Source organism: Aurantimonas sp. DM33-3 (assembly GCF_014334315.1).
GTDB classification, from domain to species: Bacteria; Pseudomonadota; Alphaproteobacteria; order Rhizobiales; family Rhizobiaceae; genus Aurantimonas; species Aurantimonas coralicida.
In genome coordinates this window covers 59,775-86,606 of sequence record NZ_JACSGS010000018.1, presented here as the reverse complement: position 1 = coordinate 86,606, position 26,832 = coordinate 59,775, and the positions used below count along the sequence as shown (strand labels likewise).

General features: G+C 68.5%; 27 protein-coding genes and 1 riboswitch. Of the genes, 9 read left to right on the top strand and 18 right to left on the bottom strand.

Going from position 1 to position 26,832, the window contains the following annotated elements:
* The 6 genes from H9Q09_RS19425 to H9Q09_RS19400 form a co-directional block, all read right to left on the bottom strand.
* Positions 1-813 carry a hypothetical protein gene (locus tag H9Q09_RS19425; RefSeq protein WP_187392406.1) on the bottom strand — a complete coding sequence of 271 codons (813 nt, stop codon included), beginning with the start codon at positions 811-813 and terminating at the stop codon, positions 1-3.
* A 64-nt stretch (positions 814-877) separates the two neighbouring features.
* Complete coding sequence (locus tag H9Q09_RS19420; protein ID WP_035694996.1) at positions 878-1,708, bottom strand: ABC transporter permease; 831 nt, start codon at positions 1,706-1,708, stop codon at positions 878-880.
* A gap of 14 nt (positions 1,709-1,722) precedes the next feature.
* Positions 1,723-2,517 (bottom strand): ABC transporter ATP-binding protein, encoded by a 795-nt coding sequence (locus H9Q09_RS19415; RefSeq protein WP_246716241.1) that lies wholly within the window; start codon positions 2,515-2,517, stop codon positions 1,723-1,725.
* 127 nt (positions 2,518-2,644) lie between these two features.
* Entirely contained in the window at positions 2,645-3,262 is a 618-nt protein-coding gene (locus H9Q09_RS19410; RefSeq protein WP_246716240.1) for a hypothetical protein, read from the bottom strand.
* A 67-nt stretch (positions 3,263-3,329) separates the two neighbouring features.
* A complete protein-coding gene (locus tag H9Q09_RS19405; protein ID WP_187392404.1) occupies positions 3,330-4,304 on the bottom strand; it encodes a YVTN family beta-propeller repeat protein in 975 nt (324 codons plus the stop codon).
* Positions 4,305-4,729: 425 nt separating this feature from the next.
* Complete coding sequence (locus tag H9Q09_RS19400) at positions 4,730-4,969, bottom strand: sulfurtransferase TusA family protein (RefSeq protein ID WP_187392414.1); 240 nt, start codon at positions 4,967-4,969, stop codon at positions 4,730-4,732.
* A 103-nt stretch (positions 4,970-5,072) separates the two neighbouring features.
* On the opposite strand from H9Q09_RS19400, the gene H9Q09_RS19395 reads away from it, so the two are divergent.
* Positions 5,073-6,440, top strand: coding sequence for a diguanylate cyclase (locus H9Q09_RS19395; RefSeq protein ID WP_210315437.1), 1,368 nt, complete (start codon positions 5,073-5,075; stop codon positions 6,438-6,440).
* Positions 6,441-6,491: 51 nt separating this feature from the next.
* On the opposite strand, the gene H9Q09_RS19390 is transcribed toward H9Q09_RS19395, so the two are convergent.
* The gene (locus H9Q09_RS19390) at positions 6,492-7,460 is read right to left on the bottom strand and encodes a hydroxymethylglutaryl-CoA lyase (protein WP_187392403.1); all 969 of its coding nucleotides are present in this window, start codon (positions 7,458-7,460) and stop codon (positions 6,492-6,494) included.
* Positions 7,461-7,745: 285 nt separating this feature from the next.
* On the opposite strand from H9Q09_RS19390, the gene H9Q09_RS19385 reads away from it, so the two are divergent.
* From H9Q09_RS19385 to H9Q09_RS19375, 3 genes are read left to right on the top strand one after another with little or no spacing between them, the layout of a single operon-like run.
* Positions 7,746-8,516 (top strand): DeoR/GlpR family DNA-binding transcription regulator, encoded by a 771-nt coding sequence (locus tag H9Q09_RS19385; RefSeq protein WP_187392402.1) that lies wholly within the window; start codon positions 7,746-7,748, stop codon positions 8,514-8,516.
* Entirely contained in the window at positions 8,516-9,280 is a 765-nt protein-coding gene (locus H9Q09_RS19380) for a triose-phosphate isomerase (RefSeq protein WP_187392401.1), read from the top strand. The genes H9Q09_RS19385 and H9Q09_RS19380 overlap by 1 nt, the downstream gene beginning before the upstream one ends.
* Positions 9,281-9,294: 14 nt before the next feature.
* Positions 9,295-9,756, top strand: a complete 462-nt coding sequence (locus H9Q09_RS19375) for an RpiB/LacA/LacB family sugar-phosphate isomerase (RefSeq protein WP_024350936.1) — start codon at positions 9,295-9,297, stop codon at positions 9,754-9,756.
* 45 nt (positions 9,757-9,801) lie between these two features.
* On the opposite strand, the gene H9Q09_RS19370 is transcribed toward H9Q09_RS19375, so the two are convergent.
* The 9 genes from H9Q09_RS19370 to H9Q09_RS19330 form a co-directional block, all read right to left on the bottom strand.
* Complete coding sequence (locus H9Q09_RS19370; protein ID WP_187392400.1) at positions 9,802-11,547, bottom strand: FAD-dependent oxidoreductase; 1,746 nt, start codon at positions 11,545-11,547, stop codon at positions 9,802-9,804.
* Between the two features lie 165 nt (positions 11,548-11,712).
* Positions 11,713-12,174 carry a 6,7-dimethyl-8-ribityllumazine synthase gene (locus tag H9Q09_RS19365; protein WP_187392399.1) on the bottom strand — a complete coding sequence of 154 codons (462 nt, stop codon included), beginning with the start codon at positions 12,172-12,174 and terminating at the stop codon, positions 11,713-11,715.
* An 81-nt stretch (positions 12,175-12,255) separates the two neighbouring features.
* Positions 12,256-12,402: riboswitch (FMN riboswitch) on the bottom strand.
* A 139-nt stretch (positions 12,403-12,541) separates the two neighbouring features.
* Entirely contained in the window at positions 12,542-13,495 is a 954-nt protein-coding gene (locus tag H9Q09_RS19360) for a sugar kinase (protein ID WP_187392398.1), read from the bottom strand.
* A 17-nt stretch (positions 13,496-13,512) separates the two neighbouring features.
* Positions 13,513-14,574, bottom strand: coding sequence for an ABC transporter ATP-binding protein (locus H9Q09_RS19355; protein WP_009211308.1), 1,062 nt, complete (start codon positions 14,572-14,574; stop codon positions 13,513-13,515).
* Between the two features lie 42 nt (positions 14,575-14,616).
* Positions 14,617-15,687, bottom strand: a complete 1,071-nt coding sequence (locus tag H9Q09_RS19350) for an ABC transporter ATP-binding protein (RefSeq protein WP_187392397.1) — start codon at positions 15,685-15,687, stop codon at positions 14,617-14,619.
* A gap of 5 nt (positions 15,688-15,692) precedes the next feature.
* Complete coding sequence (locus H9Q09_RS19345) at positions 15,693-15,977, bottom strand: hypothetical protein (protein ID WP_024350930.1); 285 nt, start codon at positions 15,975-15,977, stop codon at positions 15,693-15,695.
* Positions 15,978-15,979: 2 nt separating this feature from the next.
* Entirely contained in the window at positions 15,980-16,807 is an 828-nt protein-coding gene (locus H9Q09_RS19340; RefSeq protein WP_024350929.1) for a carbohydrate ABC transporter permease, read from the bottom strand.
* Positions 16,804-17,739: a sugar ABC transporter permease gene (locus tag H9Q09_RS19335; protein WP_187392396.1), complete on the bottom strand. Its 936-nt coding sequence runs from the start codon at positions 17,737-17,739 to the stop codon at positions 16,804-16,806. The genes H9Q09_RS19340 and H9Q09_RS19335 overlap by 4 nt, the downstream gene beginning before the upstream one ends.
* 73 nt (positions 17,740-17,812) lie before the next feature.
* The gene (locus tag H9Q09_RS19330; RefSeq protein ID WP_230787045.1) at positions 17,813-19,306 is read right to left on the bottom strand and encodes a substrate-binding domain-containing protein; all 1,494 of its coding nucleotides are present in this window, start codon (positions 19,304-19,306) and stop codon (positions 17,813-17,815) included.
* 166 nt (positions 19,307-19,472) lie between these two features.
* Here H9Q09_RS19330 and H9Q09_RS19325 point away from each other — a divergent pair, with 166 nt between their 5' ends.
* Positions 19,473-21,554 (top strand): bifunctional sugar-binding transcriptional regulator/dihydroxyacetone kinase subunit DhaK, encoded by a 2,082-nt coding sequence (locus tag H9Q09_RS19325; RefSeq protein ID WP_081651922.1) that lies wholly within the window; start codon positions 19,473-19,475, stop codon positions 21,552-21,554.
* Positions 21,555-21,593: 39 nt separating this feature from the next.
* On the top strand, positions 21,594-22,232 hold the full coding sequence (gene dhaL / locus H9Q09_RS19320; protein ID WP_187392395.1) for a dihydroxyacetone kinase subunit DhaL: 639 nt from the start codon (positions 21,594-21,596) through the stop codon (positions 22,230-22,232).
* 30 nt (positions 22,233-22,262) lie between these two features.
* On the opposite strand, the gene H9Q09_RS19315 is transcribed toward dhaL, so the two are convergent.
* Both H9Q09_RS19315 and H9Q09_RS19310 read right to left on the bottom strand, forming a co-directional pair.
* The gene (locus H9Q09_RS19315; protein ID WP_187392394.1) at positions 22,263-22,901 is read right to left on the bottom strand and encodes a response regulator transcription factor; all 639 of its coding nucleotides are present in this window, start codon (positions 22,899-22,901) and stop codon (positions 22,263-22,265) included.
* Positions 22,898-24,253, bottom strand: a complete 1,356-nt coding sequence (locus H9Q09_RS19310; RefSeq protein WP_187392393.1) for an ATP-binding protein — start codon at positions 24,251-24,253, stop codon at positions 22,898-22,900. Before H9Q09_RS19310 ends, H9Q09_RS19315 begins: the two co-directional genes overlap by 4 nt.
* A 195-nt stretch (positions 24,254-24,448) precedes the next feature.
* Between H9Q09_RS19310 and H9Q09_RS19305 the strand changes: the two genes are divergently transcribed.
* Genes H9Q09_RS19305 through H9Q09_RS19295 form a run of 3 tightly spaced genes read left to right on the top strand, consistent with a single transcriptional unit; the run spans position 24,449 to position 26,830 of the window.
* Entirely contained in the window at positions 24,449-25,477 is a 1,029-nt protein-coding gene (locus H9Q09_RS19305; RefSeq protein WP_187392392.1) for an AAA family ATPase, read from the top strand.
* The gene (locus tag H9Q09_RS19300; RefSeq protein WP_187392391.1) at positions 25,477-26,415 is read left to right on the top strand and encodes a DUF58 domain-containing protein; all 939 of its coding nucleotides are present in this window, start codon (positions 25,477-25,479) and stop codon (positions 26,413-26,415) included. The genes H9Q09_RS19305 and H9Q09_RS19300 overlap by 1 nt, the downstream gene beginning before the upstream one ends.
* Complete coding sequence (locus H9Q09_RS19295; protein ID WP_187392390.1) at positions 26,399-26,830, top strand: hypothetical protein; 432 nt, start codon at positions 26,399-26,401, stop codon at positions 26,828-26,830. Before H9Q09_RS19300 ends, H9Q09_RS19295 begins: the two co-directional genes overlap by 17 nt.
* The last annotated feature ends 2 nt before the right edge of the window (positions 26,831-26,832 follow it).

The following is a 26,832-nucleotide window of genomic DNA, read 5'->3' as shown; positions in this document are numbered from 1 at the left end:
CTACAGCGCGCCGGCGATGGCCCGCGCCAGGCCGAAGGCGCGCTGTTCGATCAGGATCGGCACCTCGCAGACATAGGTCAGCGACTCCCGGCGCTCGTTGAAGATGCGCGTGTCCCACAGCAGCGCCTGCCGGGCGTTCTCGATGTCGTTGTTGCTGGATGCGGGGTCGCGCTGCACCTCGGCGAAGTCGGCCGACTGCGCCCGCAGCTTGGCCGCCAGCGCCTTCTGCTTGGCGCCGTAACGCTCGATGCCGCCCATCACCTCGCTGCGCTCGTTGTTCAGTCGCGCCAGCATGTCGACGAACAGCGCCGTGGCGGCGGCCTCGCGCTCGGCCTCCGGCAGGTCGGCGACATGCGCCCGGACCAGCGCTTCGGCCTCCTCCAGCGGCAGGCGCCGGGCCACCACCCGGTCGATCAGCGCCCGCATCTCGGCTGTCCGTTCGACCGTGTCGGCCAAGGCGAGATCGGGTCCCGCCCAGATCTGCGCCGGAGTGATCGATTCCACCCGGCGCTGGACGCAGGGCCAGTCGGTGGTGCCCTTTTCGCCGCCGCGCGCAAAGCTCATCGGATCGGCCGGCGCGCCGTCGCCGGCTGCCGGCTCCCCGTCCGTCTCCGCGGCGCTTCCCTCCGGCGACGCTGCAGCGGCCGGCGGGGCATTGGTGGGGGCGGGGCCGGGCACGACGAAGCCCTCTGGCACGGCGCGCGGCGATGCGCCGTCCTGCGCTGCTGCGGTGCCGGCACCGATGGCGGTCGCGAGGGCCAGCAGCGACACGGTGGCAATCGCGAAGTGGCGGGCGGTGAGACGGACGAACATGGGGATCCTCCTTTTTATCGCGGCGCGCAATGGCGGCCCGGCATCGGCGGCCGCCGGTTGCTGCCTATTGCTGGCGCTTGCGGCTGATCAGCCCGCGCTGTGGGTCGTAGGAGATGATCGCGCCGCCGAGGAAGACGATCGTGCAGCCGACGACGATCGCCAGCGCCGGGGCGTTGAGCTGGCCGTACAGCGCGAAGCGCACCAGCTCGACGGCGTGGGTGAACGGGTTGAACAGGCAGATCTGGTAGAGCAGCGGGCTCGATTCCTGCACCCGCCACAGCGGGTAGAGCGCCGAGGAGGCGAAATACATCGGGAAGATCACGAAGTTCATCACCCCGGCGAAATTCTCCAGCTGCTGCACCAGCGACGACAGCAGCATGCCCAGCGAGCCGAGCATCAGGCCGCTGATGATCAGCGCCGGCAGCACGTAGAGATAGCCCGACCAGTGCGGCTGCACCTCCCAGAACCAGGCGATGGCGAAGAAGACGTAGACCTGCAGGATGCCGACGGCGACGCCGGCGCCGAGCTTGGCGACCAGCAGGAACCAGCGCGGCAGTGGCGACACCAAGAGCGTCTTCATCGTCCCGGTCTCGCGGTCGTAGACCATCGAGAGCGACGATTGCATGCCGTTGAACAGGAGGATCATGCCGACCAGCCCCGGCGTGATGTAGACCTCGTAGAGAATATAGGTCTGGTAGGGCGCGGTGATCGACACGCCGAGCACCTGCCGGAAGCCGGCGGCGAAGATGAACAGCCACAGCAGCGGTCGCACCAGGGCCGAGACGAAGCGCTCGCGCTGGTGCAGGAAACGCAGCGCCTCGCGCCCGACGATGCCGCGCAGGCAGATCGCATAGGCCGCGAGGGGAAAGCCGCGGGCCGGCTCGCGGCCGGCCATGTCGGGCGTGGCGCTCATGGCATCGTCTCCGGTTCCACCTTCGGCGTCGCCAGCCCGGTGAGCCGCGAGAAGGCGTCGCGGATCGAGCCGGCGCTTTCCGCCGCTACGACGTCGGGCACCGGGCCTTCGGCCAGCACCTTGCCGTGATGCAGAACGACGACCCGGTCGCTTTCGTCGATCTCGTCGATCAGATGCGTCGCCCACAGGACGCTGACGCCCTCGTCGGCGACGAGCCGGCGGACCTCCGCCACGATCTCGGCGCGCGAGCGGATGTCGAGCCCGACCGTCGGCTCGTCGAGCAGGATCAGGCGGGGCCGATGCATGAAGGCGCGCACGATCTCGACGCGGCGCAGCTGGCCGCCGGACAGGCTGCGGGCCTTGTCGCCGAGCCGGTCGATCAGCTCCGAGCCCTGCAGGATCTCCGCGATGCGCTGCCGGGCGGCGGCGCGGGACATGCCGTGCAGCGCGGCGTGATAGGTCAGGTTCTGGCCGATCGACAGTTCCAGATCGAGGGTGCGGGCCTGGAACACCACGCCCAGCCGGCGCAGCGCCTCGCCGGGATGGCGGTCGAGCGGCCAGCCGAGAATGTCGATCCGGCCCTCGCGCACGTTGAACAGGCGCGTCACCAGCGAGAACAGCGTCGACTTGCCGGCGCCATTGGGGCCGAGCAGCGCGGTGAAGGAGCCCTGCGGCACCGTGAAGGACACGTCGTCGAGCGCCTTGCGGGCGCCATAGGCATGGCTGACATGGGCGACGGAAAGGGCAGCGACCCCTGGCTCATGCGGCTTGGTGGCTGAAACCATCGTCATCCGTTGCAATCTGTGCGCCCGCCCGACCTTACCGCGAGGACTGTGAGAAAACACCCGACAAAACACCGGCAACCCGCCCGCCGGTCCGGCGGGGCGGGCTGCCCGTGATCGTTCACCAAGGTGCGGATCAGGGAACGACCGTGATCGTGCCCTTCATGCCTTCCTTCTCGTCCAGCCCCTCGACATACCAGTCGTAGCGGCCCGGACGGATGGTCTGGAACTGCACGGTGATCGGGCCCTTGGCGTCGAATTCCAGCCAGGCCGGCGCGCCGTTCATGTGGATCTCGCGATCCTCGATGACGATCTGGTTGTTCCAGACGCTCCGGAAGAAGGCCGGAGCATGGAACTTGTACTCGACGCCGCCATCCGAGACGATGTCCCAGCGATAGGGCTGGCCGGCGCGCAGGACGAAATCCTTGGCGCTGACCGCATAGGGATCGTCACTGGAGCCGATCGTCAGGGGCGTGATGATCTGCGAGGAGAGCGACAGCGGCGGCAGGCCGATCTGGTCGCCGTTGAGGGCGCTGGCGGGCATCATTTCCGAGCCCGGCATCATCTCCAGTTCGCTGGCCGGCGGCACCATGGCGCCGCCATGGGCGTCGTCATCGTCGTCATCGTCGTCATCATCATCGTCGTCGTCGTCATCGGCGGTGACGGATGCATTGCCACTGTCCTGCGCGGCGGCGACGGTCGCCGGCGCAAAGGCCAGGAAGGCCGCCATCAGCGATAGCCAGACTGGTTTCATTCTCTCTCTCCCCAAAACACGGCTGCCGGACGCAGCCCTTCAGATCCTCCCCGCGACGCGCGGCCGGCTATTCGTCTCCCGCCACGGCCACGCCCCAGGGCTCGCGTCCCACCTGTACCGACTTGATGACCTTGTCGGCGGCCACGTCGATGATCGAGATGTCGTTGGAAATGCCGTTGGTGGTGAACAGATGCGTCTGGTCCGGCGAGAAGGCGAGCTGCCACACCCGCTGGCCGACCAGCAGATAGTCCAGCACCTCGTAGGTGTTGCCGTCGATCACCGCGATCCGGTTGGCGGGTCCGAGCGCCACATAGGCCTTGGAGCCGTCGTCGGTGATCCGCACGCCCACCGGCTGGATCGCCTCGGAGCGGATGCCGGGGATCTCGAAGGTGATCTTCTTCTTGATCTCCTTGGTGTCGGCATCAATCACGCTGACCGTGCCGCCGATCTCGGCGGTCACCCAGACCTCCGAGCCGTCGCTCTTGTACTGGGCGAAGCGCGGCCGCGAATCCACCAGCACATTGGCGACGATGCGATGGGTCTCCCGATCGATGAAATGCGCCATGTTGGTGGTTTCGGAGGTGTTCACGATGATCGAGCCGTCGGGCGAGATCCCCATGCCTTCCGGCTCGACGCCGACCGGGATCTCGGCCAGCCGCGCGCCGGTTTCCAGATCGATGACGGTCACGAGATTGTCGTCCTCATTGGCCGCATAGAGCCGGTCGCCGGTCGCCGAAACGACCAGGAGCTCCGGGTCGGGGCCCGACGGCAGGGTGCGGATGAATTCGTAGGTCTCGGTGTCGTAGACCTGGATCGTGTCGCTGTCGCTGGCGCAGACATAGAGATGCTTGCCGTCGGGGCTGACGGCGATGCCGCGCGGCCGCTGGCCGACCTCGAAGGTGTCGACGACGGCGAAATCGGCCGAGTCGAGCACCGTGATGTCGTTGCCCTTCTCGTTCGACACGAAGATCTTGTAGGCAAAGGCGGGGCTCGCCGACAGAGCGAGCGTGGCGGCGAGCGCCGTCAGGGTCAGTCGTCTCATCTTTCCTCCCGGCGGGGCTGGCCCCGTCTGCGTCTGTCTCGGCGGCCCTCAGGGGCGGCCGACCATACGCCATGCCGACCCGTCCCCGCGAGCCGTGTTTTTCCCGTCGCCCGCTGATCCGTGGCGCGCCTGTCCGTGCCCGTCTGACCGGGCCGTCGCAACCGGCGATGGACGGATGACCCGCGGATCGGCCTCCGTTCCGGGACCGCGGGAAAACTGGACCCGGTCGCCCCGGCCCCGCTGCCTTTGGGAGGGGCAGGAAGCCGGGAGACGACCGTTGCAGTGACGCTAGCCCGGCGTCCTTACGATCGGCAACGGGACAAGTTCCCGTCTTTATCGCAGGCGGCTTTTACGGTCTTCATGGGGCGCTGGACGATGCCATCCCTTGCTGCCCACCGGGGCGCGACGGCGCTCGGCAAAGCCGGTCATGCGGCGGCGGTCGGGGCCGATTTCTCGATCACGAAGACGCTGCGCTCGCCCTCGCGTTCGGTGGCCGCGAGCCGGTAGCCCATCTCGGCGACCAGATTGGGAATGTCGATCACCGCCAGCGGATCGGTGCAGCGCACTTCCAAGAGCCCGCCCGGCGCGATGCCGGCGAGCGCCTTGCGGGTCTTCAGCGCCGGAAGCGGGCATTTCAGCCCGGTGAGGTCGAGGATCGTGGTCATGCGGGCGACGATGGGCGAGCGGCGACGGCCCGTCAATCGGCGCAATGTCCCCCGGCGCCGATCACCCCCAGGCGGGCCGGCAAAGAGGCTGATCCGGTATGATATGGCAATCTTGCTTTTACGCTTGTCTGCGAAGCTCGGCGCAGGAGACATCACCAATGTGCCGCGCATGACCGTTCCGCCCGCGTCCGTTCCGAAGCGACGATCCGGCCCGCTTGCGCGCGTCCGGTTCTACGGCTCGCGGCCCGTGATCACCGATGTCGAGCAATTGCTAGCCATGCGGACGCGCGACATCCGCCTGGACGGCGAGATCGGCAAGCTCTTCCGCGATCGCATCTGGTCCCAGTCCGCCAAGATCATCCGGGCCTGGATGATCTGGGTGGCTCTCCTCAACGTCCTGATGCTGACGCTGTCCTGGTTGACGCTGCCGCCGGCGGTGACCCTGTCGATGCTCGTGCCCGGCGCGGTCCTGTCACCGGTGGCCATCGCGGTCTTCCTGATCTGGCGCAAGCCCCGCGCCCAGCGCCTGCAGCGCGTCGCCCTGGTCGTCGGGATGGGAGTCATCCTCCTGGGCGTCGCGCTGATCGGCGAGGCGGCGGGCGGCGGCTATCACGAACGCTATCTGAACATCATGATGGTGGTGGCGATCTCGGCCATCATCATTTTCGGCATCCCGCTGCGCTGGACGGCGGCGATCGCGGCCATCACCGTCTGCCTCTACTGCATCTTCCAGCTCCGCAATCCGGATCTGGGAACCGGCAGTGCCCTGGCGTGGACGCTGTTCTTCGCCTGCGGCATCGGCGCGACCGTGGTGGCCCGGCGCAGCATGACGCTTCTGGCCCAGAAGGCGTTTTTGCTCGACCTGCGCGACAAGACCCGCGTGGCGGAACTCGCCGCCGCGAACGACCGGCTCGAGGAACTCGCCCGGACCGATCCGCTAACCGGCGTGGCCAACCGGCGCTGGATGACGGAGATCCTCGACGCGCTGTGGAGTGCTCCGCGAAGCCGCGTGTCCGGCGCCCTGCTGATGTGCGACATCGACGACTTCAAGAACCTCAACGACCGCCTCGGCCATGGCGAGGGCGATCGCTGCCTGATCGAAGTGGCGAAGCTCATCGGCGATTGCGTGCGGCGGGACGGGGACAAGGTTGCCCGTTATGGCGGCGAGGAGTTCCTGGTGCTCCTGCGCGGCGTCGATACGCAGGCGGCACTCGCCACCGCCGAGCGGATCCGTCGCAGCATCGCCGATGCCGGGCTTGCCAATCCGGGGTCGCAGGTCTCGCCCCAGGTGACGATCAGCATCGGTGTCGCGGCATTGGAGCCGGGCGACGGCGACGTCACGCCGCAACAATTGCAGAAACGCGCCGACGAGGCGCTCTATCTGGCCAAGCAGGCCGGCCGCAACCGCGTCGTGCTCTACGGCGCCGATGCGGCCTGCCCGGAACGATCACGGCTGACCGAGGACGCCTGACGGCCTGAGGCGGCCATTCGCTCGGCCGTCAAATCCATCTCCGGCAAATGCTCAGGCGCTGGCGCGGGCCTCCGGCGTCCCGCAGGCTTCGCCGCCGGACCGGGCGATCCGCCAGGCGGCGCTGTCCAGCGGCGTGTCGCGCCAGTCGGCGAGAAGGGTCGCCGCGTCGAGGAGGCCCGCCGGATCGACGCCGGTCGCCACGTCCATGGCATGCAGCATCGCCACTACGTCCTCGGTCGCCGAATTGCCGGTCGCGCCCGGCGCGTAGGGACAGCCGCCAAGGCCCCCCACTGCCGCGTCGAAGGACCGGATGCCCGCCTGCAGGCCGGCCAGCGTGTTGGCCAGCGCCTGGCCGCGCGTGTCGTGGAGATGCAGCTCGAACTCGGTGTCGGGGAACCGGGTCAGCATCAGCGTCGACAGGGCATGGACCTGCGCCGGATTGGCGACGCCGATCGTGTCGCAAAGCCCGATGCGCGGCGCCCCGGCCTCGACGAAGCGGCTGGCGATCTCGGCGACATGCTCCGGCGCGACGGCGCCGTCGAAGGGACAGCCGAACACCACCGACAAAGAGACGCGGGTCTTCAGGCCGGCCTGCCGGGCCTCTGCCTCCAGCTCCAGCAATTCGGTGACCGAGGCTTCGGTGGTGCGGTTGAGATTGGCGGTGTTGTGGGCGTCGGTCACAGAGACCACCAGCGTCACGCCCTTGGCCCCGGCGGCCATCGCCCGGTCGAGACCGCGGCGGTTGGGGATCAGCGCAAAGGGCGTGACCGGCAGGTCGGCGACGGCGCGGGTCACCTCTTCCGCGTCGGCGAGGTTCGGGATCCATTTGGGATGGGTGAAGGACGTCACCTCGATCTCGGTCAGGCCGGCCGCCGCCAGGCGCCGCACGAGTTCGATCTTCTGGTCGGTCGGCAGGTATTTCGGCTCGTTCTGCAGGCCGTCGCGGGGGCCGACCTCGACGATGCGGACCTTGGCGGGCAGGGACATGGTCATGGCGATACGCTCCTCGAGGTCCATCATGCGCCGTCGGAAAGGGCGCGGGGGTCGGCCGATCCGGCTGCGCCAGGGGCACACGGTCCGGATTGCTGCGGTTCTACGCCGAAGGCCGGCCGCCTGCCAAGCATCCGCCGGGATGCCGGCGGGTTCGGCCGCGGTGGCGATCGCTGACCCGGCTATGTCATGGCGCCACGACCCCACCGCGCCACAATCGAACATAACAAAATCACACGGGGTGTGTTGCGAATTTCCCGCGGGCTGTTACATCGAGACTGAGCCGGCATGGTCGGCCGGGAAGGGAAGGTCATCGTGAAACGGGACGATCGCAGGCGCGGCATCGTCGATATCCTCGTCGAGGAAGGCGCGGCGACGCTGGATCGCCTGGCGCTGCATTTCGGCGTCTCGAAGATGACCATCCACCGCGATCTCGACGAACTGGAGGCGGACGGTCTCCTGCGCCGCACCCGCGGCGGCGCGACGATCGAGGCCAGCGGCCAGTTCGAGAGCGATTTCCGCTACCGGGCGCGCATGGCCGCGGCGGAAAAGCGGGCCATCGCGGCGCGGGCGGCGGATTTCGTCCAGCCCGGCATGTGCGTCATGGTTGACGACGGCTCGACGGCGGGGAGCTTGGTGCCGTTCCTGCGCGAGAAGCGGCCGCTGACCGTGGTGACCAACAACATGGCGGTGATCGCGGGCCTTGCCGGCGAAGCGGGGATCGAACTGATTGCGCTGGGCGGGAATTATTCGAAGAAGTTCAACGGCTTCTTCGGCGTGGTGACGGAAACGGCGCTGGCCTCGCTGCGGGCCGATGTGGTGCTGCTGTCGAGCTCCTCGATCGAGGGCCGAACGGCGTTCCACCAGGACCAGGAGGTGCTGGCGGTCAAGCGGCGGATGATCGCCTCGTCGGCTGAGAGCTATCTGATGGTCGATCATTTCAAGTTCGGGCGCACCGCCCTGCATCTGTTTACCGATCTCGGCGTCTTCGACGGGGTGGTGACGTCGCAGGCCCTGCCCCGCGAAAAGGCCGCCGCGCTCGAAGAGGACGGCATTCGATTGTATCTGGCAGAGGAAGACGCGTGATGGCCGAAGCACCGCAAGTCTGGATCGGCACGAGCTGGAAGATGAACAAGACGCTGGGCGCGGCACGGCATTTCGCCGAGACGCTCGCAGAGGCACCCGGCGACGATCGCATCCAGCGTTTCGTCATTCCGCCCTTCACCGCCCTGCGCGAGGTGAAGGTGATCCTCACGGGCACCGACGTCAAGGTCGGCGCCCAGAACATGCACTGGGCGGACGAGGGCGCCTGGACCGGCGAGATCTCCGCGCCGATGCTCACCGATTGCGGGGCCGACATGGTCGAGCTCGGCCATTCGGAGCGCCGCGCGCATTTCGGCGAGACCGACGAGACGGTCGGGCTGAAGACCGAGGCCGCCATCCGCCACGGCCTGCTCCCGCTGATCTGCATTGGCGAGAGCGCCGAGGACAAGGCCTCGGGCCGTGCCGACGCGGTGCTGCGGCGCGAGGTGGAGGGCGCCCTGTCGAAGCTCTCCGAGGCCCAGATGGCCGCCCCGATCCTGTTCGCCTACGAGCCGGTCTGGGCCATCGGCGAGAGCGGCACGCCCGCCGCGCCCGACTATGCCGACGAACGCCAGGCGCGCATCATCGCGGCGACCGAGGAGATCACCGGACGCCGGCTGCCATGCCTCTACGGCGGCAGCGTCAATCCCGGCAATTGCGCCGAACTCATTGCCTGTCCCCATATCGACGGGCTGTTCATCGGGCGGTCGGCCTGGAACGTCGAGGGTTATCTCGACATCCTGTCCCGCTGCGCCGCCACCATCTGAAGAAAGGACGTCCCATGAAACTCGCGATCGCCGGCGACAGCGCCGGAGCTCCCCTCGCCAAGGCCCTTGCCGAGCACCTGACCGGCAAGGCCGGCCTCGAGGTCTCCGAGGTCAGCAATCCGCCCGAGGGCGCCGAGAAATTCTATGCCGACCTGTCCGACCGGGTCGCCAGCGGCATTCTCGACGGCACCTATGACCGGGCCATCCTGTGCTGCGGCACCGGCATCGGCGTCTGCCTGTCGGCCAACAAGGTGCCCGGCATCCGTGCCGCGCAGACCCACGACACCTATTCGGCCGAGCGCGCGGCCCTGTCCAACAACGCCCAGATCATCACCATGGGCGCCCGGGTGGTCGGCTCCGAGCTCGCCAAGAGCATCGCCGAGGCGTATCTGGCCTGCGAATTCGATCCCAACGGCCGCTCGGCCGACAATGTGAAGGCGATCGACGCGCTCGACGCCAAATATCACGGCGCCTGATCGGCTCGACCTGCGCGGCGCGTCCGGGATGCGCCGCGCAGGTCCTCAGACCCGCATGCGGCGCGTGTCGCGAAGCAGCGTCGTCACCGCCTCGATCTCCGCCGCCCGCCGTTCCGGCGACCATTTCAGCGCGCTCGCCGCGACAATGGCAATGGCCTCGATGTCGCGCGCCGTGAACAGGCCGGCGACACCGAGATTCAGGCGGCGCAGGACGATGTCCTCCAGCCGTACCACATCCTCGTTGCGGGCGATCCAGTCGATCTCGCGCAGGCTCACCGAGCGGGCGTCCGGCAGCCGGTCGGCATCGACATGATCGCAGATGTGGTGGGCGATGGAGAGCGCCGTCGTGCCGTAACGCTCCAGCAGGGTCTCCAACCGCGGTTCGTCGAGCCACGTCGCCACCGAGGCCTCGGCGAGCCAGACCGACCGCGCCAGGGGATTACCCGGATAGTTGCGGCCGCCGCCGATCGCCAGATGCTCGGTCGACTGGATGCGGCTGCGTTGCAGGCGCTGAAGGATCGCGTCGGTCGCGGTTTCGGCGAACTGGCGATAGGTGGTGAACCGGCCGCCGACCAGCGACAGGATCGGGAAGGGCCGGTCCGCGTCGGCCTCCATGACGGGCATGGACCCGCCGGGGCGCGGCGTCCGGCCGGCCGCCTCGTCCGGCGCCGGCGACGGAACGGCCCCGGCATAGGTGCAGACCACCTGATCGGCCGCAAAGTCGAGATCCGGCAGGACGGCGCGGAGGGCATCGAGCAGCGCCGCGATGTCGTCGTCCGGACAACGCGCTTCGTCCGGATCATCGGTGGGGGCGTCCGTCGCGCCGACGAGCACCCGGCCGAGATAGTCCTGCGCGGTCAGGACCCGGCCATCGCCCGCCATCTCGAAGCGCAGCACCCGGCCATCGAGCTGGCGGCGCAGCGCCTCGTGGTCGAGCAGGATGTGGCTCTGCCGTCGACCGGCAACTTGCGCCTCGGGCGCGCTGAGGGCGGCGTTGACCTCGTCGATCCAGGGACCCGCGGCATTGACCACCAGCGTCGGGCGCATGGCGAAATCCGTTCCGTCCTCGCTCTCGAAGGAGAGGCTCCCGCCGAAACAGGAGACGAGGCGCGTCCAGTTGGCGGCCCGGGAATCGGGACAGGCCTCCAGCCCGTCCTTCACCAGTTCGTAGACCAGCCGCTCGGGCGCCGTGATCCGCGCATCCTGGTAGAGGCCGGCGGCGGTGATGTCCGTCGAAAGCTTGGGAAACGTTGCCCCTGCCGCCTGCCGGCTCAGGAGCTGGTGGCGCGGCGTGTCGACGGGCGCCGCGGCAAAGCGGTCGTGAAGGGCAAGGCCGAGCCGGGCGAGGATCGCGCCGCGCTGGCGCGGGACGGTGGGCGTGCCGAAAAGCGTCGCCAGTGCTGCGCCCACTCCGCCGAGCCAGGAAAAGACCGGAAACAATACCGGCAGCATGTCGACGAAATGCGGCGCGTTCTTCAGGAGCCGGTTGCGTTCGCTGGCGGCCTGTCTGGCGCCGGCGAGATCGCCGATCTCGAGTTCGGCGAGCCCGCCCTCGATCAGCCGTGAGCCGGCCGCGCTGGCACCGCCGCCGAAATCGCCCCGATCGACGATCAGGCAACTGACGCCTTGGGCGCAGAGATCGCGGAAGAGCCCGGCGCCGTTCACCCCGGCGCCGAGGATGACGACATCCACCGGATCGCCCTCGACGAGGGGTGGCAGGTCGAAGGGGAACGCAGCGTCGAGATCGTCCGGGGCCTCGGACGCGTCGGCCGGAAAGTCCGTGGCATTCATTCCTGCGTCCGATCCCCCTGTGCCGCCCGTGTGCGACCCGCCGCCCCGCATGCGGCGAGGCCGTGACAGGGTAGCCACGCCGGCGCGCCGACTGCAATCGTCCGCGCACCGTGGGTCGTGCCTTCCGGTCGCACGATCATCGTTCGAGGCCGGACGTCGCCTGGATCAGGCGACGCGGTGGATGGCGGCGGCTGGCTTCTCGATCGACTGGCGCGTCTTGACGATCATCAGCGCTGCCTCGGCCGCCTCGCGGCCCTTGGTGACGAAATGCTCGCGGAAGATCGCCTCGTGATGGGCCGTCTCCTGGTAGTGATGCGGCGTCAGCGACACCGACAGGACCGGCACACCGCTGTCGAGGCCGGCGCGCATCAAGCCGTCGACCACGGCCTGGGCGACAAAATCATGCCGGTAGATGCCGCCATCGACGACGAGGGCCGCGGCGGCGACCGCCTTGTAGCGGCCGGTCATCGCGAGATCGCGGGCCATCAGCGGCATCTCGAAGGCGCCGGGCACGTCGAAGACGTCGACTTGGTCGGCGGGAATGATCTGGGTGAAGCCTTCGAGGGCGCGCGACACGATGTCGGCGTGCCAGTTGGCCTTGATGAATGCGTAGCGGGTGGGTGCCATGGTGATCTCCTTCGCAACGGACACGTCACCCAAGGCGATCACGGACGCGGATACGCGAGGCGTTCGCCTGGCGCGCATTGCGTACGTTCTCTCTCATCCGGACTATGACCGTCGGCTCAGGCATCGCACCTGATCTGCTGACCCCTTCGAAGCCGAAGGGCGCTCGCGGGCTCGCGGCAACCGCCGCATACCGCCGGTGGGGACTTTCACCCCGCCCTGAGAACGGGTGGAGATAAAGCACCGCCGACGCGCGCGTGCAAGCCGCATGGCGCGGGAACGGGCAGGACGCCAGTTCGGATATTGCGCGCCGCAATCGTCGGTGCGCGGGCGAGGCGGCGGCGCAATGGGGGCCGGCCTTTCCCGGCTGTCAGCGTTTGCGGCGCCCCGCCTGCAACTCCGCGACCCGCTCCTTCGTATGGTCGAAGGACACGACGCCGGCATCCGAGCCGAGGCCGCTGGCCACCAGCGCCGCAACCCCCTGGGCGAAATCGATGGCGGCTTCCGGGTCCATCCTGTGGGTCAGTGCGGTGATGAAGCCGGCGTCGAAGGCATCGCCGCAGCCGGTCGTGTCGACCACGTCGATGTCGTAGGCCGGCACATGCAGGCGCGTGCCGTCGGCGGCGGCGTAATAGGCGCCCTCGCCGCCGAGGGTGAAGACGCAGGTTTGCGCGCCCCGGTCGAGATAGAAAGCGGCGCAGTCGGCCGGCGTCGTCTGGCCCGACATGTCGCGGGCCTCCTCGATCGAGGGCATGAAATAGTCGATGGACGGTAACAGCGGCAGCACCAGCCCCGCGGTCTCCGCACTGGCGGCGATCAGGTCGAAGGTCACCGTGCAGCCGCGCCGCTTGGCCTCTTCAAGCAGCAGCCGGCTGCGCTCGCCGTCGAGGGTCTTCAGGAGGCCGGTGCCGCCCAGATGCAGGATCGGCGCGTCGAAGATCTGGTCGTAGAGGCTTGGCGGAACGTCGAAATGGTCCGAGGCGCCGCGCATGTGCAGGGCCGGGCGTTCGCCATTCGGCCGGATGTTCAGGATCGTCGCCGAGGTCGGAATGCCGTCGAGCCGCTGCATGGCGGAGATGTCGATGCCGAGCCGGTCCATCGCGCCGAGGACGAAATCGGCCTTCTCGTCGTTGCCCACCGCTCCGACGGCCAGGCTGTTCAGGCCGAGCTTGGCGGTGTTGACCACCACGCCGCCAGCGGTGCCGGCAACGGTCAGGCGGATCTCGTCGATGAACTCGACATTGCCGCGTTCCGGGATGCGGCTGACGGGGCGCCCGAGAATGTCGAGGATGTAGAGCCCGACGACGGAGACATCGTAGCGCATGGTCGTCCCTTCCCCTGTCAGGAGACGCGGTTGCCGTCGGCAAACAGCATCAGCCGGTCGCGCGGCACCGACAGATGCACGGCGCCGCCGAGCGCCGCCGGCGGCCGGCCGTCGGTGTTCACCTTGACCACCGTCTCGCCGATCTTCGCCTTGGTCAGGTAGCGGCCGGCGATGCCGATCGCCTGGTCGACGAGGATGGCGCCGACGCTGCCCTCGGTCGGCGCGCCGGTCATGCGCACGAGTTCGGGCCGGATGCCGAGGGTGAGCTGGCCGCGCGGCGGGCTGGCCGGGGCAGGCAGCGGTTCGGCCAGGATCGGAGCGTGGATGCCGCGGCTGTCGAGCTCGGCGGGAATGAAGTTCATGCCGGGATTGCCGAGGAACCAGCCGCCGAACTCGGTGGTCGGCTGGCCGTAGAGCACCTGCGGGCGGTCATACTGCATGATCCGGCCGTCCTTCATCAGGGCGATCCGGTCGGCCAGCGTCATTGCCTCGGTCTGGTCGTGGGTCACGTAGACGATGGTCTGTTTCAGCCGCTTGGTGACCCGCTTGAAGGCGCGGATGAGTTGCAGCTTGGCATTGACCTCGACATTGGTGGTCGGCTCGTCGAACAGGACGATCTCGGACTGGCGCGCCACGGCCCGGCCGACGGCGACCTTCTGGCGGCTGCCGGCGTCGAGCTGCTCGATGAAGGCACCGGCCAGCGGCCGCAGGTCGAGGACGTCGAGAACTTCGTCGACGCGGCGCTTGCGCTCGGCGGTCGAGACGCTGCGGTCGTGGCGCATCGGCAGTTCCAGGTTTTCGGCCACCGACAGGGTCGGGTACATGACCGGATACTGGAAGACCATGCCGACATTGCGCTTGCGCGGCGGCAGGCGGGTCACGTCGCGCCCGCCGAAGAGGACGCGGCCCTCGCTCGGGCGCTCGAGCCCCGCCAGCATGCGCATCAGCGTGGTCTTGCCGCAGCCGGACGGGCCGAGCAGGCAGGCGACCTCGCCGTCGGCGAAGGTCATGTGGACGTCGTCGACGGCGGTGAAGCTGCCGAAGCGCTTGGTGACGTGCTCGATGACGATTTCAGCCATGGATGTTCTGTCCTGCTCGAACGCGTTGGGCCTGCGACATGGTCATGGCGAAGCCGCCAGGCGCTGCCCGCTGGTGCCGTCGAACAGCAGGATGTCGGCCGGGTCGATCCGCACGCCGACCGTGCTGTCGAATTCGGGCGGGGCGCGATCGAACAGGGGGATCGCGCTGGTCAGGGAATGGCCGTCGAGATCGAGATAGACCACCGCCTCGCCGCCGAGATTCTCCACCAGCGTCACCCGCGCCGGCTGGGTGCCGATCGCCGGGCCTTCGGGGTTCAGCCGCACATGCTCGGGCCGGATGCCGGCGATCACCGCGCTGCCCTCTTCAAAGCCGGCGGCGGGATGGCGCAGCGGCCCCGCCGTCACCGTGCCGTCGGTGACGCTGCCGGAATAGAGATTGGCGTTGGGAAAGCCGATGAGGTCCAGCGAGCGGGCCCGGGACGGCTGGTGATAGACCGCGGTCACCTCGCCATCCTGGATCACCCGGCCCTCGTCGATGACGGCCAGCCGCTGCGCCATGGTCAGCGCCTCCAGCGAATCCGAGGTGGCATAGAGGAAGGTGGCGTTCAGCTCCTCGCGCAGTGATTTCAGCTCGTCCATCAGCCGCTCGCGCAATTTGTAGTCGAGCCCGACCAGCGGGTCGTCGAGGACGAAGATCTGGGCATCCTTCAGGAGGCCGCGCGCCACGGCGACGCGCTGCTTCTCGCCGCCCGAGAGCTGGTCCGGCGTCTTGGCTAGGAGATGGGTGATCGACAGGATGCCGGCGGTCCGGTCGACCCGGGCGGCGATCTCGTCCTTGGGAAAGCGCGCCAGCGTCAGCGGATAGGCCATGTTCTGGGCCACCGTCTGGTGCGGGTAGAGCGCGAAGTTCTGCGGCACGTAGCCGATCGGCCGCTCGGCCGGCGGATCGCCGACGATATCGCGGCCCGACAGAAGGATCTGCCCGGCATCGGGCTTTTCCAGCCCGACGAGGATGCGGAACAGGGTCGACTTGCCGGACTGGGGCGGGCCGCACAGGACGGTGAAGCTCTGCGGCGCGACGTCGAGGGTCAGCGCGTCGAGAGCGACGGTCTTGCCGTAGCTCTTGGTGATGCCTTGGAACTGCAGCGACATGGAGATCAGCGACCGAGTTGCGAGAATGTCGGGACCATCAGGATGCCGACCGAGAACACGGCCGCGATGACCAGGAGGACCTTGAGGATGAAGAACAGGCTGGCCCCGGCCGAGGCGTCCTTGCGCAGATTGCCGACGGCGATCTGCAGGAGGGTGGAGGCGACCAGCACGCACAGGCCGACCTTGTAGACCATCAGGTTGTAGCGCTGGGCGATCATCAGGATGCCGGCGAGAAGGCCGAAGATCAGGATCGTCTCCAGCCGTTCGGGAAAGGTGCGGGTGGCTTTCATGGTCAGACCTCTCCCCGCACGGTGCCGAAGGTCATCCCGACCAGCAGATATTTCTGGAAGATGTAGATGAAGACCACCGGCACGATGATGTAGACCGAGGTCATGGTGGAGATGAACGTCCAGTTGACGCCGCCGTCGGAATAGGTACCGACCGACAGGGCGTAGGGAATGTTCTGGGTATTCACGCCGCCGATGATGAAGTTGAAGAGATATTCGTTCCACACGAAGATCAGGTTGAAGATGAAGGCGGCGATCAGGCCGGGCCGGACCTGCGGCATCACCACCTTGAAGATCACGTGGAACCACGAACCGCCATTGACGATGCCGGTCTCGTCGAAGCGCGTCGAGACGCCGTCGAGGAAGCCCTTCAGGATCCACACCGAGAAGGGGATCGAGAACATCGCGTAGAACAGCATCAGCCAGAGATGCGAATCCTTCCAACCGAAGGCGACATACATCAGGAACACCGGCAGGATCACCGCCGGTCCCGGCAGCATGCGGATCGACAGGAGCAGGAACATCAGGAAGTCGGTGCCCTTCGGCCGGAACCGCGAGAAGCAGAAGGCGGCGAGGAAGGAGACGACCACGGCGATCAGCACGGCGCCGATGGACAGCACCACCGAATTGGCGATCTGCAGGAAGATCTCGCCGCGGTTGAACAGGTCGACGTAATTGTCGAGCGTCGGCTTGAAGAACAGCTTCGGCGGCACCGCCAGGATGTCGCTGCGGGTCTTGAAGGACGACATGACGATCCAGGCGATCGGCGCGAAGAAGATCAATGCGATCAGCCACAGGGCGGCGTAGTACAGCCATTCGCGCAGGCGGCTCATGCTCCGTTCTCCCGGCGGCGACGCAGGCTGAGGACGAAGATGAAGGCGCTGGTCATGGCGATCGATATCAGGAGGAGAAGGACGGCATAGGCCGACGACCAGCCCATGTTGAAGCTTTCGAAGGCCTGCTTGTTCAGCTCCAGCGCCACCAGCCGCGTGGTCTGGCCCGGCCCGCCCTTGGTCATCGGGATGATCAGGTCGAGGGTCTTGAAGCTGTCGATGGTGCGCAGGAGGATGCCGAGCATCATGATGAACTTGCCGTGGTGCCAGATGACCAGGGTCAGGCGCCGCAGGAACGGCACGCGGTCGATCTCGGCGGCCTCCAGCTCGGCCTTGGGCACCGAGCCGAGCGCGGCCAGCGTCATCAGCGTCATGAACGGCGTCCACATCCAGCAATCCACCGCCAGCACCGCCCAGAAGGCGAGCTCGGGATTGCCGAGGAAGTCGATGGGCCCGCTGTCGAACAGCGCCCGGCCAAGATAGTTCAGCACGCCGAAGGTCGGGTCGTAGATGAAGCGGAAGAAGGTGCCCGAGGCCACCGGCGTCAGTACCATCGGCGCGAACAGGAGGGTCAGGGCGATGCGCCGGCCCGGCATGTCCTTCGACCCCCAGAACAGGAAGCCGAGCATGGCGCCGAGGAGGGTCTGGATGGTGACGCCGCACAGGACGAAGGTGAAGGTCCGCGACAGGTCGAACCAGATGCCGTTCTTGCTGGCGAGAATGGCGAAGAAATTGCGGAAGCCGACGAATTCCGGCGGCATGCCGCTGGTCAGCGAGAAATTGTAGAAGGACAGGCCGAGCAGCCACAGCGTCGGGATCGTGTTGAACACGATGAAGAAGATCATCACCGGCGCCAGCAGCGTGAGGATCAGCGTGGCGCGGTTGTCGAACAGGCGGGCAAAGGGCCGCCGACGCTGCTGGACGGGGGGCATTATCGGGCCTCGATCTTGGGACTGGATGGCCGGACGCGGAAGGGCTCCGCGTCCGGCCGATCGGTGGACCTGCTTACAGCGAGGTCATCGCGCAGCTGTCGGACGGCGCTTCTTTCGCCGTGCCGGAATCGTAGAGGATCTGCTGCTGTGCGCAGGCGATGTAGTCCATCACCGCTTGGGCGTCGGTCGACTGGCCGGTCACGAAGGAGGAATAGCCCTCCTGCTGGACCGACAGCATCTCCGAATATTTCGGATCATGCCAGAAATCCTGCGAGCGGCCGTCCTCGAGCATGAACTTGTAGGTGCGGTTCCACGGGTTGATGTCGTCGAAATCGTCCCGCGACAGGGTCGCCTTGTCGCACGGATTGCCGCCGCGCTTGGCGAATTCCAGCGCCGTCTCGGGCTGGTACCACCAGTTCATGAAGTCGATGGCGACGCGCATCTTCTGCTCGTCGTTGAAGGCGTTGATCACCCAGGGCTGGCCGCCCATGGAGTAGATCCGCTTGGGCTCGGCGCCCGGCGCCTGATGCTTGGGCGGCGGCACGACCAGCACCTTGCCCTGCAGTTCCTCGGTGATCATCGCCGGGCCGACGGCGGCCCACTGGATGGTGGCGAAGACCTTGCCCTGGGTGAAGACATCGATGCCCTCGGCGATGCCGATATTGGTGGCGCCCGGCGGGCAGTATTTCAGCCAGCGCTTGTACTCTTCCAGCGAGGCCGCGTTCTCCGGCGTGTTGAGGACGCCCTCGACCTGGCCGGTCTCGGCATCCCACAATTCGCCGCCGCGGCTCCACAGGAAGTTGTTGAAGGCGCAGGTCGCGAAATCGTAGACGCGGCTGTACTGCTGGGCAAAGCCCCAGCGCTGCTCGTCCGGCCGGGTGAAGAAGTCGGCGACCTTCTCGAACTCGTCCATCGTGAGGTTCTCGAAGTCCTCGAAGGTCGAGGGCAGCTCGACGTCGTACTTCGCCTTGAACGCCTCGCGTTCCTTCGGGTCGTCGAGCCAGTCCTTGCGCACGAACAGGGCTTCGACGTCGCCCTCCTGGGGCAGGCCCCAGATGTTCTGGCTGCCGTCGGGATAGGTCATGTAGGTGTCGACGACGGTCTTCGAGTACCAGTCGATGTCGAGCGCCGGGTTCTGGGCGATGACGTCGTTCAGCTGCAGGATCCAGCCCGGCTGGGCGAGCGCGCCGAGCCACTGGCTGTCGGAAATGATGATGTTGAATTCCTGGCTGCGCGTGACCAGCGAGGTCGCGGCCTTCTGGAACAGGTCGGCGAAGGGCGCTTCCTGGAAGTTGAAGGAGACGTCGTAGCCGTATTTCTCCTTCACATATTCGGCGAAGAGCGGCGACATCTTCACGCCCAGCGACGACGGCACCCAGCCGGCGATGCCGAGAATGTTCATCTCGATCGACTGGCCGGCGAGCGGATGGCTCTCCTGGGCGTGCAGTCGGTTGATGAAGGGAGCGCCGAGGACGGTCGACAGCCCGAGGGCCGCCCCGCCTTTCAGAAGGCTGCGGCGCGGGACCATCAGTCCGGAGCCGGCCCGTTTGTCGAATGAATTCGTCATGCCTGTTTCCTCCCAGTTGCAATAGTGGCCGCCGGCGGCCCGTGGCGTTCCGGCGCTGCTGTGCAACCGCGTGGCATCGACGGCTGAATCCCTCCCAGGACCGTCGGATCGCGATTGGCAAACCCTATTGGCGACAATATTCAAATCCTATAAGACAAATGTCAAGATGGCTTCCTTGAACACCTCCACAGCGCGCAAGAGCGCCTCCGGTCGGCCCACTGCCGGCGCCACTCCGGTCCCGCTGCCGTTCCGCGACGATCCGCTGCTGTGGGCCGGCTGGCTCTATGCCCGCGACGGCATGACCCAGAACGAGATCGCCAAGGCGATGGGCGTCTCGCGGGCCACTGTGAACGGCTATCTGGCCGAGGCGCGTACCCGCGGTATTGTCACCCTGTCGATGGAGACCTCGCGGCTCAGCGAGCTGATGATCGCCCAGGCGATGAAGGACCGCTTCAATCTCAGCGACTGCATCGTCATTCCCAGCGCCGAGACCGACCAGGGCCTCGACGAGCGGCTGGGCGAGACCGGCGCGCGGGTGCTGCAGCGGCTGATCCGGCCCGGCGACACGCTGGGCATCGCCTGGGGCCGCACGATGATCGCGCTGGCGCGGCGCATGGGGCCGGGCCGGGTTCCGGATCTGTCGGTGATCCAGCTCACCGGCGGCACCTCGGCGCCGGTGGATTTCACCCCCGAACTCTGCGCCTCGCAACTGGCGACGGCGCTCGGCGCGCGCTCGATCAACATCACCGCGCCGGCCGTCGTCTCCAGCGCCGCGGTCCGCGACGTGCTGATGGACGAGCCGCAGCTGCGCGAGCAGTTCGACATGGCGCGGCGGGCCGACAAGGTGGTCTTCGGCATCTGCTCGACCCGGCCCGACAGCACGATCCATGCCAGCGGGCTGGTGCGCCAGGAGGAGCTGGCGCATCCCGCCTTTCACCGGGCGACGGCGGTCGTTGCCGGCCGCTTCATCGACGATCGCGGCGTGCCGGTGCGCGCGCCGCTGGATGCGCGCACCATCGGGCTGACGCTGGAGGAGATCAGCGCGATCAAGGTGCGCATCGCCGTGGCCGGCGGGGCGCGCAAGGTGCCGGCGATCCTGGCGGCCCTGCGCGGCGGCTATGCGAATATCCTGATCACCGACGCGGCCACGGCGCACAGCATTCTGCAGGCGGAGGGGGTGCCCGAGTCGCTCGGCGCCCTGCGAGGAACCAGACGCACACAGCTACAGGGAGGCAATCCAGTGAAGACCAAGAAGCTCATCAACGACCCGAAGAACATCATCGAGGAGATGCTGGACGGGATCGTGAAGGCGCATCCCAACCATGTGCGCCAGCTCGAACACAGCCCGCGCTCGGTGATCGCCGTCGACGGCCCGCGCAAGGACAAGGTGGCGATCGTCATCGGCGGCGGCTCGGGCCACGAGCCGTCCTTCGTCGGCTTCGTCGGCAAGGGCATCGCCGACGCCTGCGCCATCGGCAACGTCTTCGCCTCGCCGCCGCCGGACCCGATCCTGGAATGCACCAAGGCCGTCGATGGCGGCGCCGGCGTCCTCTACATGTACGGCAACTACGCCGGCGACGTGATGAATTTCGACATGGCGGCCGAGATGGCGGCGATGGAGGACATCGAGGTCCGCACGGTGCTCTCCACCGACGACGTCGCCTCGGCGCCGCTCGACCAGAAGGAGAAGCGCCGCGGCGTCGCCGGCAATTTCTTCATCTTCAAGATCGCCGGTGCGGCGGCCGACCACATGTGGTCGCTGGACGAATGCGAGCGCGTCGCCCGCAAGGCCAACGACCACACCTTCACCGTCGGCGTGGCGCTGGCGCCGTGCTCGCTGCCCCAGACCCTGCGGCACAATTTCGAGATCGGCCCGGACGAGATGGAAATCGGCATGGGCATCCATGGCGAGCCGGGCGTCACGCGCGAGCCGCTGCGCACCGCCGACGACGTTACCGACGACATGCTGGAGCGGATCTTCGCCGAGATGCCGGCCAGGAAGGGCTCGAAGGTCGCGGTGCTGATCAACTCGCTCGGCTCGACGCCGCTGATGGAGCTCTACGTGATCAACCGGCGGGTGCACGAGCGCCTCGAGCGCAAGGGCATCGACGTGCACGCCACCTGGGTCGGCACCTATTGCTCGTCGCTCGAAATGGCCGGCATGTCCGTGACCCTGATCCTGCTCGACGACGAGCTGACCGAGCTCCTCGACCACCCTTGCGATTGTGCGATGTTCCGTGCTGGCTAAGCCTCGCCGGACCCGGCCAACCCGATACGGACCATGCCCATGACCATCACCACCCAGCATCTCGTCGCGATGTTCGTCGCGATCGCCGATGCCATCGAGGAACACAAGGACCATCTGTCGGAGCTGGACGGCGTCATCGGCGACGCCGACCACGGCGTGACCATGGGGATCGGCTTCACCGCCGTCCGCGAGGCGCTGGGCCAGCTCGACACCGCCGAGAACGAGCCGGCCGTCGTCTTCAACACCGCCGCAAAGACCTTCCTCAACGCCGTCGGCGCCTCCTCCGGGCCGCTCTATGCCACTGCCTTCATGCGGGCCGGCGCGGCGGCCAAGGGAAAGCCCGAGCTCGACCGCGACGCCATGGTCGACGCGTTCTGCGCCATGGCCAAGGGAATCCAGGATCGCGGCAAGGCCGAGCGGGGCGACAAGACCATGGTCGATGCCTGGCTGCCGGCGGCCGAGGCGATCAGCGAGGCGGCCGGCCGCGGCGACGATCTGGCCGCGTGCTTCCAGGCGGCCGCCCGGGCCGCCGAGGAGGGCGCCGAGGCGACCAAGGCGATGCGGGCCTCCAAGGGCCGCGCCGCCCGGCTCGGCGACCGCTCGCTCGGCCATATCGACCCCGGCGCCGCCTCGACGGCGCTGATCGTCGGCGTCATGGCGACCCAGCTGACCGGCTGAGCCCGGCGTCCCGGCGATCGGGGGATTGCGCTAGCGGCGGACCAGCCCGGCCTCGATCGCCACCCAGACCAGATGGGCGTCGGTGCGCGCGCCGAGCTTGGCCTTGATCTGGTAGTGGTTGTTCTGGACGGTCTTGACGCTGAGGCAGAGCCCGGCGGCAATCTCGTCGGAGGTCATGCCCGAGGCGAGCATGCGCAGGATCTCGGTCTCGCGCGGGCTCAGATCGGCGATCGCCGTCGCACGGCCGTCGACCCGTTCCTCGGCGATCTCCTGGGCGATGTCCGGGCTCATCGCCCGCCGGCCGGCGAGGATCGCCTCGATGGCCTGCACCAGTTCGGCCGGATCGCTGCTCTTCGTCACATAGCCGGACGCGCCGGCCTCGAAGGCCTTCAGCGCGAAGGCCGCGCCCTGGTGCATGGTGAAGATCAGGATGCGGGCGCCGCCGTCCCATTGCCGGATATGCCGCGTCGCCTCGATCCCGCCGGGCCCGGGCAGGGTCAAGTCCATCACCACGATGTCGGGCGTCGTCTCGCGGTACAGGCGATAGGCCTCGCCGGCATCGGCCGCTTCGGCGACCACCGCATAGCCCGGCCGCCGCTCGATCAGCCGGCGGTAGCCCTCGCGCACGATCGGATGGTCGTCGACCAGCATGATCCGGGCGGCGCTCATGGCCGCAGCGCCCCGGTGGGGATGGTCGCCGCCACGCGGATGCCGCCCTGCGCCTCGCCGATGGAGAGCGTGCCGCCCAGCGCCGCGATGCGCTCGCGGATGCCGGCGATGCCGAACCCGGTACCCCGCTCCAGTGCCTCGGGCCGTCCGCCGCCATCGTCCATGACAGTCAGTTCGACACCCGGCGCGCCGCCGGCGCTGTCACGGACGACGCGCACGACGATCCGCCGGGCCGAACCGTGCCGGGCGGCATTGGTCAGGCATTCCTGCACGATCCGGTAGAGGTTCAGCGCCGCCGCGTCGTCGAGGCCGGCGAGATCGCCCGCGGTTTCCAGGACGAAACGGGTCCGCCCGCCAAGGCTCGCCTCCCAGCCATGCAGCATGGTGCGCAGGCTCGGCTCGAGGCCGAGCTGGTCGAGGTCGGGCGGCCGCAGCCGGACGAAGGCACCGCGCAGGGTCGCCATCATCCGCTTCACCATGCGGCCGATCGCGCGGGCGTCCTCGGCGATGTCGTCGCGCCCCTGTGGCGAGGCCGCCTCCAGCGACGCGGCCATGGCGCCGGCGGCGGTCAGGCACTGGCCGAACTCGTCGTGCAGTTCGCGGGCCAGCGTCCGGCGCTCGTCCTCCTGCACCTCGAACAGCTTGCGCATCAAGACCGCGCGCTCGGCGGTGGAGCGTTCCAGCCGGCTGGCGAGGCGATTGACGGCGATGGCGAGGCGGCGGAACTCGGCGGTGCGGAAGGAGGGCAGCCGGCTGCCGATATCGCCCATCTCCAGCCGTTTCAGCCCGTCGACGATCGCCTGCACGGGAAGCAGCGCATGGGCGATGGCCAGGCTCGACAGGGCGATCATCGCGGCCGCCAGCGCCAGCGCGAGCGCCGCCGCGATCCGCACCTGCTGCCAGATCCGCGTGGCCGCGGCGACCGGATCGAAGCTGGTGCGCAGCCGCCGCCCGTCCTCGCCGAAGATGCGCACCTCGCGTTCGACCGCCGCCGGATGCCGGAAGCCCGCGGCCAGCGCCGCGCGAAACCAGCCCGGCGCGACCGAGCCGAAGGCGTTCCAGCCCGAGCACAAGCGGCGCGTCCCGCCATCGCGCTCGGTGAAGGCGACGCAGGTGCCGGGGGTCATCACCGAGACGATCTCGATGGAGCGCCGGGCGATATGGGTCGATTCCACGCCGCCGCTGCCCAGCATGTAGATGCGTTCGAGCTGGAAGGCGACGCGGGTCTCGGTCGCCTTCAGCTCGGTCCGGATCGCCGCCTGGGTATCGGCGACGACATAGACGATCGCGCCGGCCAGGCACACGCAGGCGACGCCGAAGAGCCGCAGGATCAGCCCCATCATCAGGCTCATGGCGTTCGCTCCCCTGTCGATCCGACGATCAGGCCCAAGCCGGAGCCCCGCCGCAAGGGGGGCGCCGCCGATCGGGCAAATTGCCTGTGTGCGGCCGGGCGTGATGCCCTACCCAAGACCCGATGCATCCGACATAGTGCCGGCGTCCGGGTGGAGTGGCACCGGCCCGCGGCGCCGACGTGAATCTATCGGGATATGAGTGCCATGCAGGATGCAACCGCGGTCTCGCGCGACGCCGAACCCGCTCTGTCGAACGACGGGCCGGATGGCGGCGGCGCCCATGCCCTCTCGGCCCTGCAGCGAGCCGTCGAGACCGGCCTGATCGGCCATCAGCCCCTTGTCGAACGCCTGATGATCGGGCTCCTGACCGGCGGCCATCTCCTCATCGAGGGCGCCCCGGGTCTTGCCAAGACCCGCGCCGTCAAGCGGCTGGCCGACGGGCTGGAATCCTCCTTCTCGCGCATCCAGTGCACGCCCGACCTGATGCCGGCCGACCTGACCGGCACCCAGGTCTTCCGCCCCCAAAAGGGCGTCTTCGAATTCGTCCAGGGCCCGGTGTTCCATTCCCTCGTCCTCGTCGACGAGATCAACCGCGCCCCTCCCAAGGTGCAGTCGGCCCTGCTCGAGGCAATGGCCGAGGGGCAGGTGACCGCGGGCGGCACGACCTATGCGCTGCCCGATCCCTTCATGGTGGTGGCCACCCAGAACTCGATCGAGCACGAGGGCACGTTCCCGCTGCCCGAGGCCCAGCTCGACCGCTTCCTGATGCATGTCCTTGTCGACATGCCCGACGCCCGCTCCGAGCTCGCCATCCTCGACCTCGTCGAGCGCGAGGCGAGCGGGACCGAGGCGGCGATGCCGCATCCGGTGACCAGCGCGGCGATCGTCGCCGCCCGGCAGGCCGCCGCGAAGGTGCATCTGGCGCCCGCCCTGAAGGACTATATCGTGCGCCTCGTCATGGCGACGCGCGAGGACCAGCCGGCCCCCGACATCCGCAAGGCGATCGAGCATCCGGTGTCGCCGCGCGGTACGCTGGCGCTGGCAGCCTCGGCCAAGGCCCGTGCCTATCTGCGCGGCCGCGACTACGCCGTGCCGGAGGATGTGAGCGAGCTCGCCCCGGACATTCTCGCCCACCGCATCGTGCCGACCTGGCGGGCCGCGGCCGACGGCGTCACGGCGCGCAGCCTCGTCGCCCGGCTCGTCGACCTCGTCCAGCCGCTCTGATGAGCCGCATCGTTCCGCCGGCGGACCAGGCCGGCATCGCCGTCGATGCCGACGCGCTGTTCCGGCTGCGCCATTACGTCCGCCACATCCCCGAGCAGCGGCTGGCGCCGACCGGCCGGCCCGGCGGCTTTGCCGGCAAGCGCCGCGGCAACGGGCTGGAGATCGTCGACGTGCGACCCTTTTCGGAGGGCGACGACAGCCGCCATCTCGACGCCGCGACGACGGCCCGTACCGGCCGGCCGCATGTGCGCACCTTCCGCGACGAACGCGAGAAGACGGCGCTGCTGGTCGCCGATTTCCGCCCGGCCATGCTCTGGGGTACCCGCCGGCGCCTGCGCTCGGTCGCCGCCGCCGACGCTCTGATGCTGGCCGGATGGCGTGTCGTGCAGGCGGGCGGCCGTGTGGGACTGCTGGCCCTTGGCCTCGGTGAGCCGGCTTATGTTGCGCCGCAGGCCCGCGAGAAGGGCATGGCGGCGATCGCCGGCGGCCTCGCCCGCGCCCATGCCATCGCGCTCGAACGCGCCGCCGCCGGCCATCTCGACGACGCGCCGCTCGACCGGCTGCTCGAACCCGCCGGCCGGCTGGTGCCGCGGGGCGGCACGCTATTCCTCGCCACCGGCCTCGACGTGCCGGGCACGGATTTCGACGGTCTGGCGCTGGCCCTGCGCCGCCGCGCCCGGATCGTGACGATCCTGGTGCGCGATGCTTTCGAGGAGACCCCGCCGCGCGGTGCCTATCCGTTCCTGTCCGGCGATGCTCCGGCGGGGCTGCCAGGCCTGCGCTGGGCTTTCGTCTCGGGCGCCGACCCGGCCGCGAGGTCCGATCCGCGCCGCGAACGGCTGGAACGGCTCGGCGCGGAGGTGCGCATCGTGGCGGCCGATGCCGAATACGACAGGATGGCCGAGGCTCTGGAGCGCGACGATGTCGACCGATCCTGATCTCGTCGCCCGGCTGCGCCCGGTGCGGCTGCCGGCCGATTTCGCCGCCTTCGACGGGTCCGAAGTGCTGGCCGCGGTGGCGCTCGGCATCCTCGCCGGACTTCTGCTCCTGTCGCTGCTGCATCTCGTCACCCGCCGGCGCGACACCGCTCTGACCATGGCCCGGCGAGAGATCGCCGCCGCGCGCCTTTTGCCGGCCGAGGATCGCCTGTTCCGGCAGGCGGCGCTGATCGACCGGCTGCGCCGCGACGCCGCGCCGGTGAGGCAAGGCACCAGGCCCGATTCCAGTGCAATCCTGCGCGAAGACATCGGCGCCTCGCTCTACCGGCCGGGCACCACGCCCGATCTCGATGCCATCGACGCGGCGATCCTGACGATGGCCCGTGGCCGCCGGCGCCTGCGGGCAGGGGCGTGACC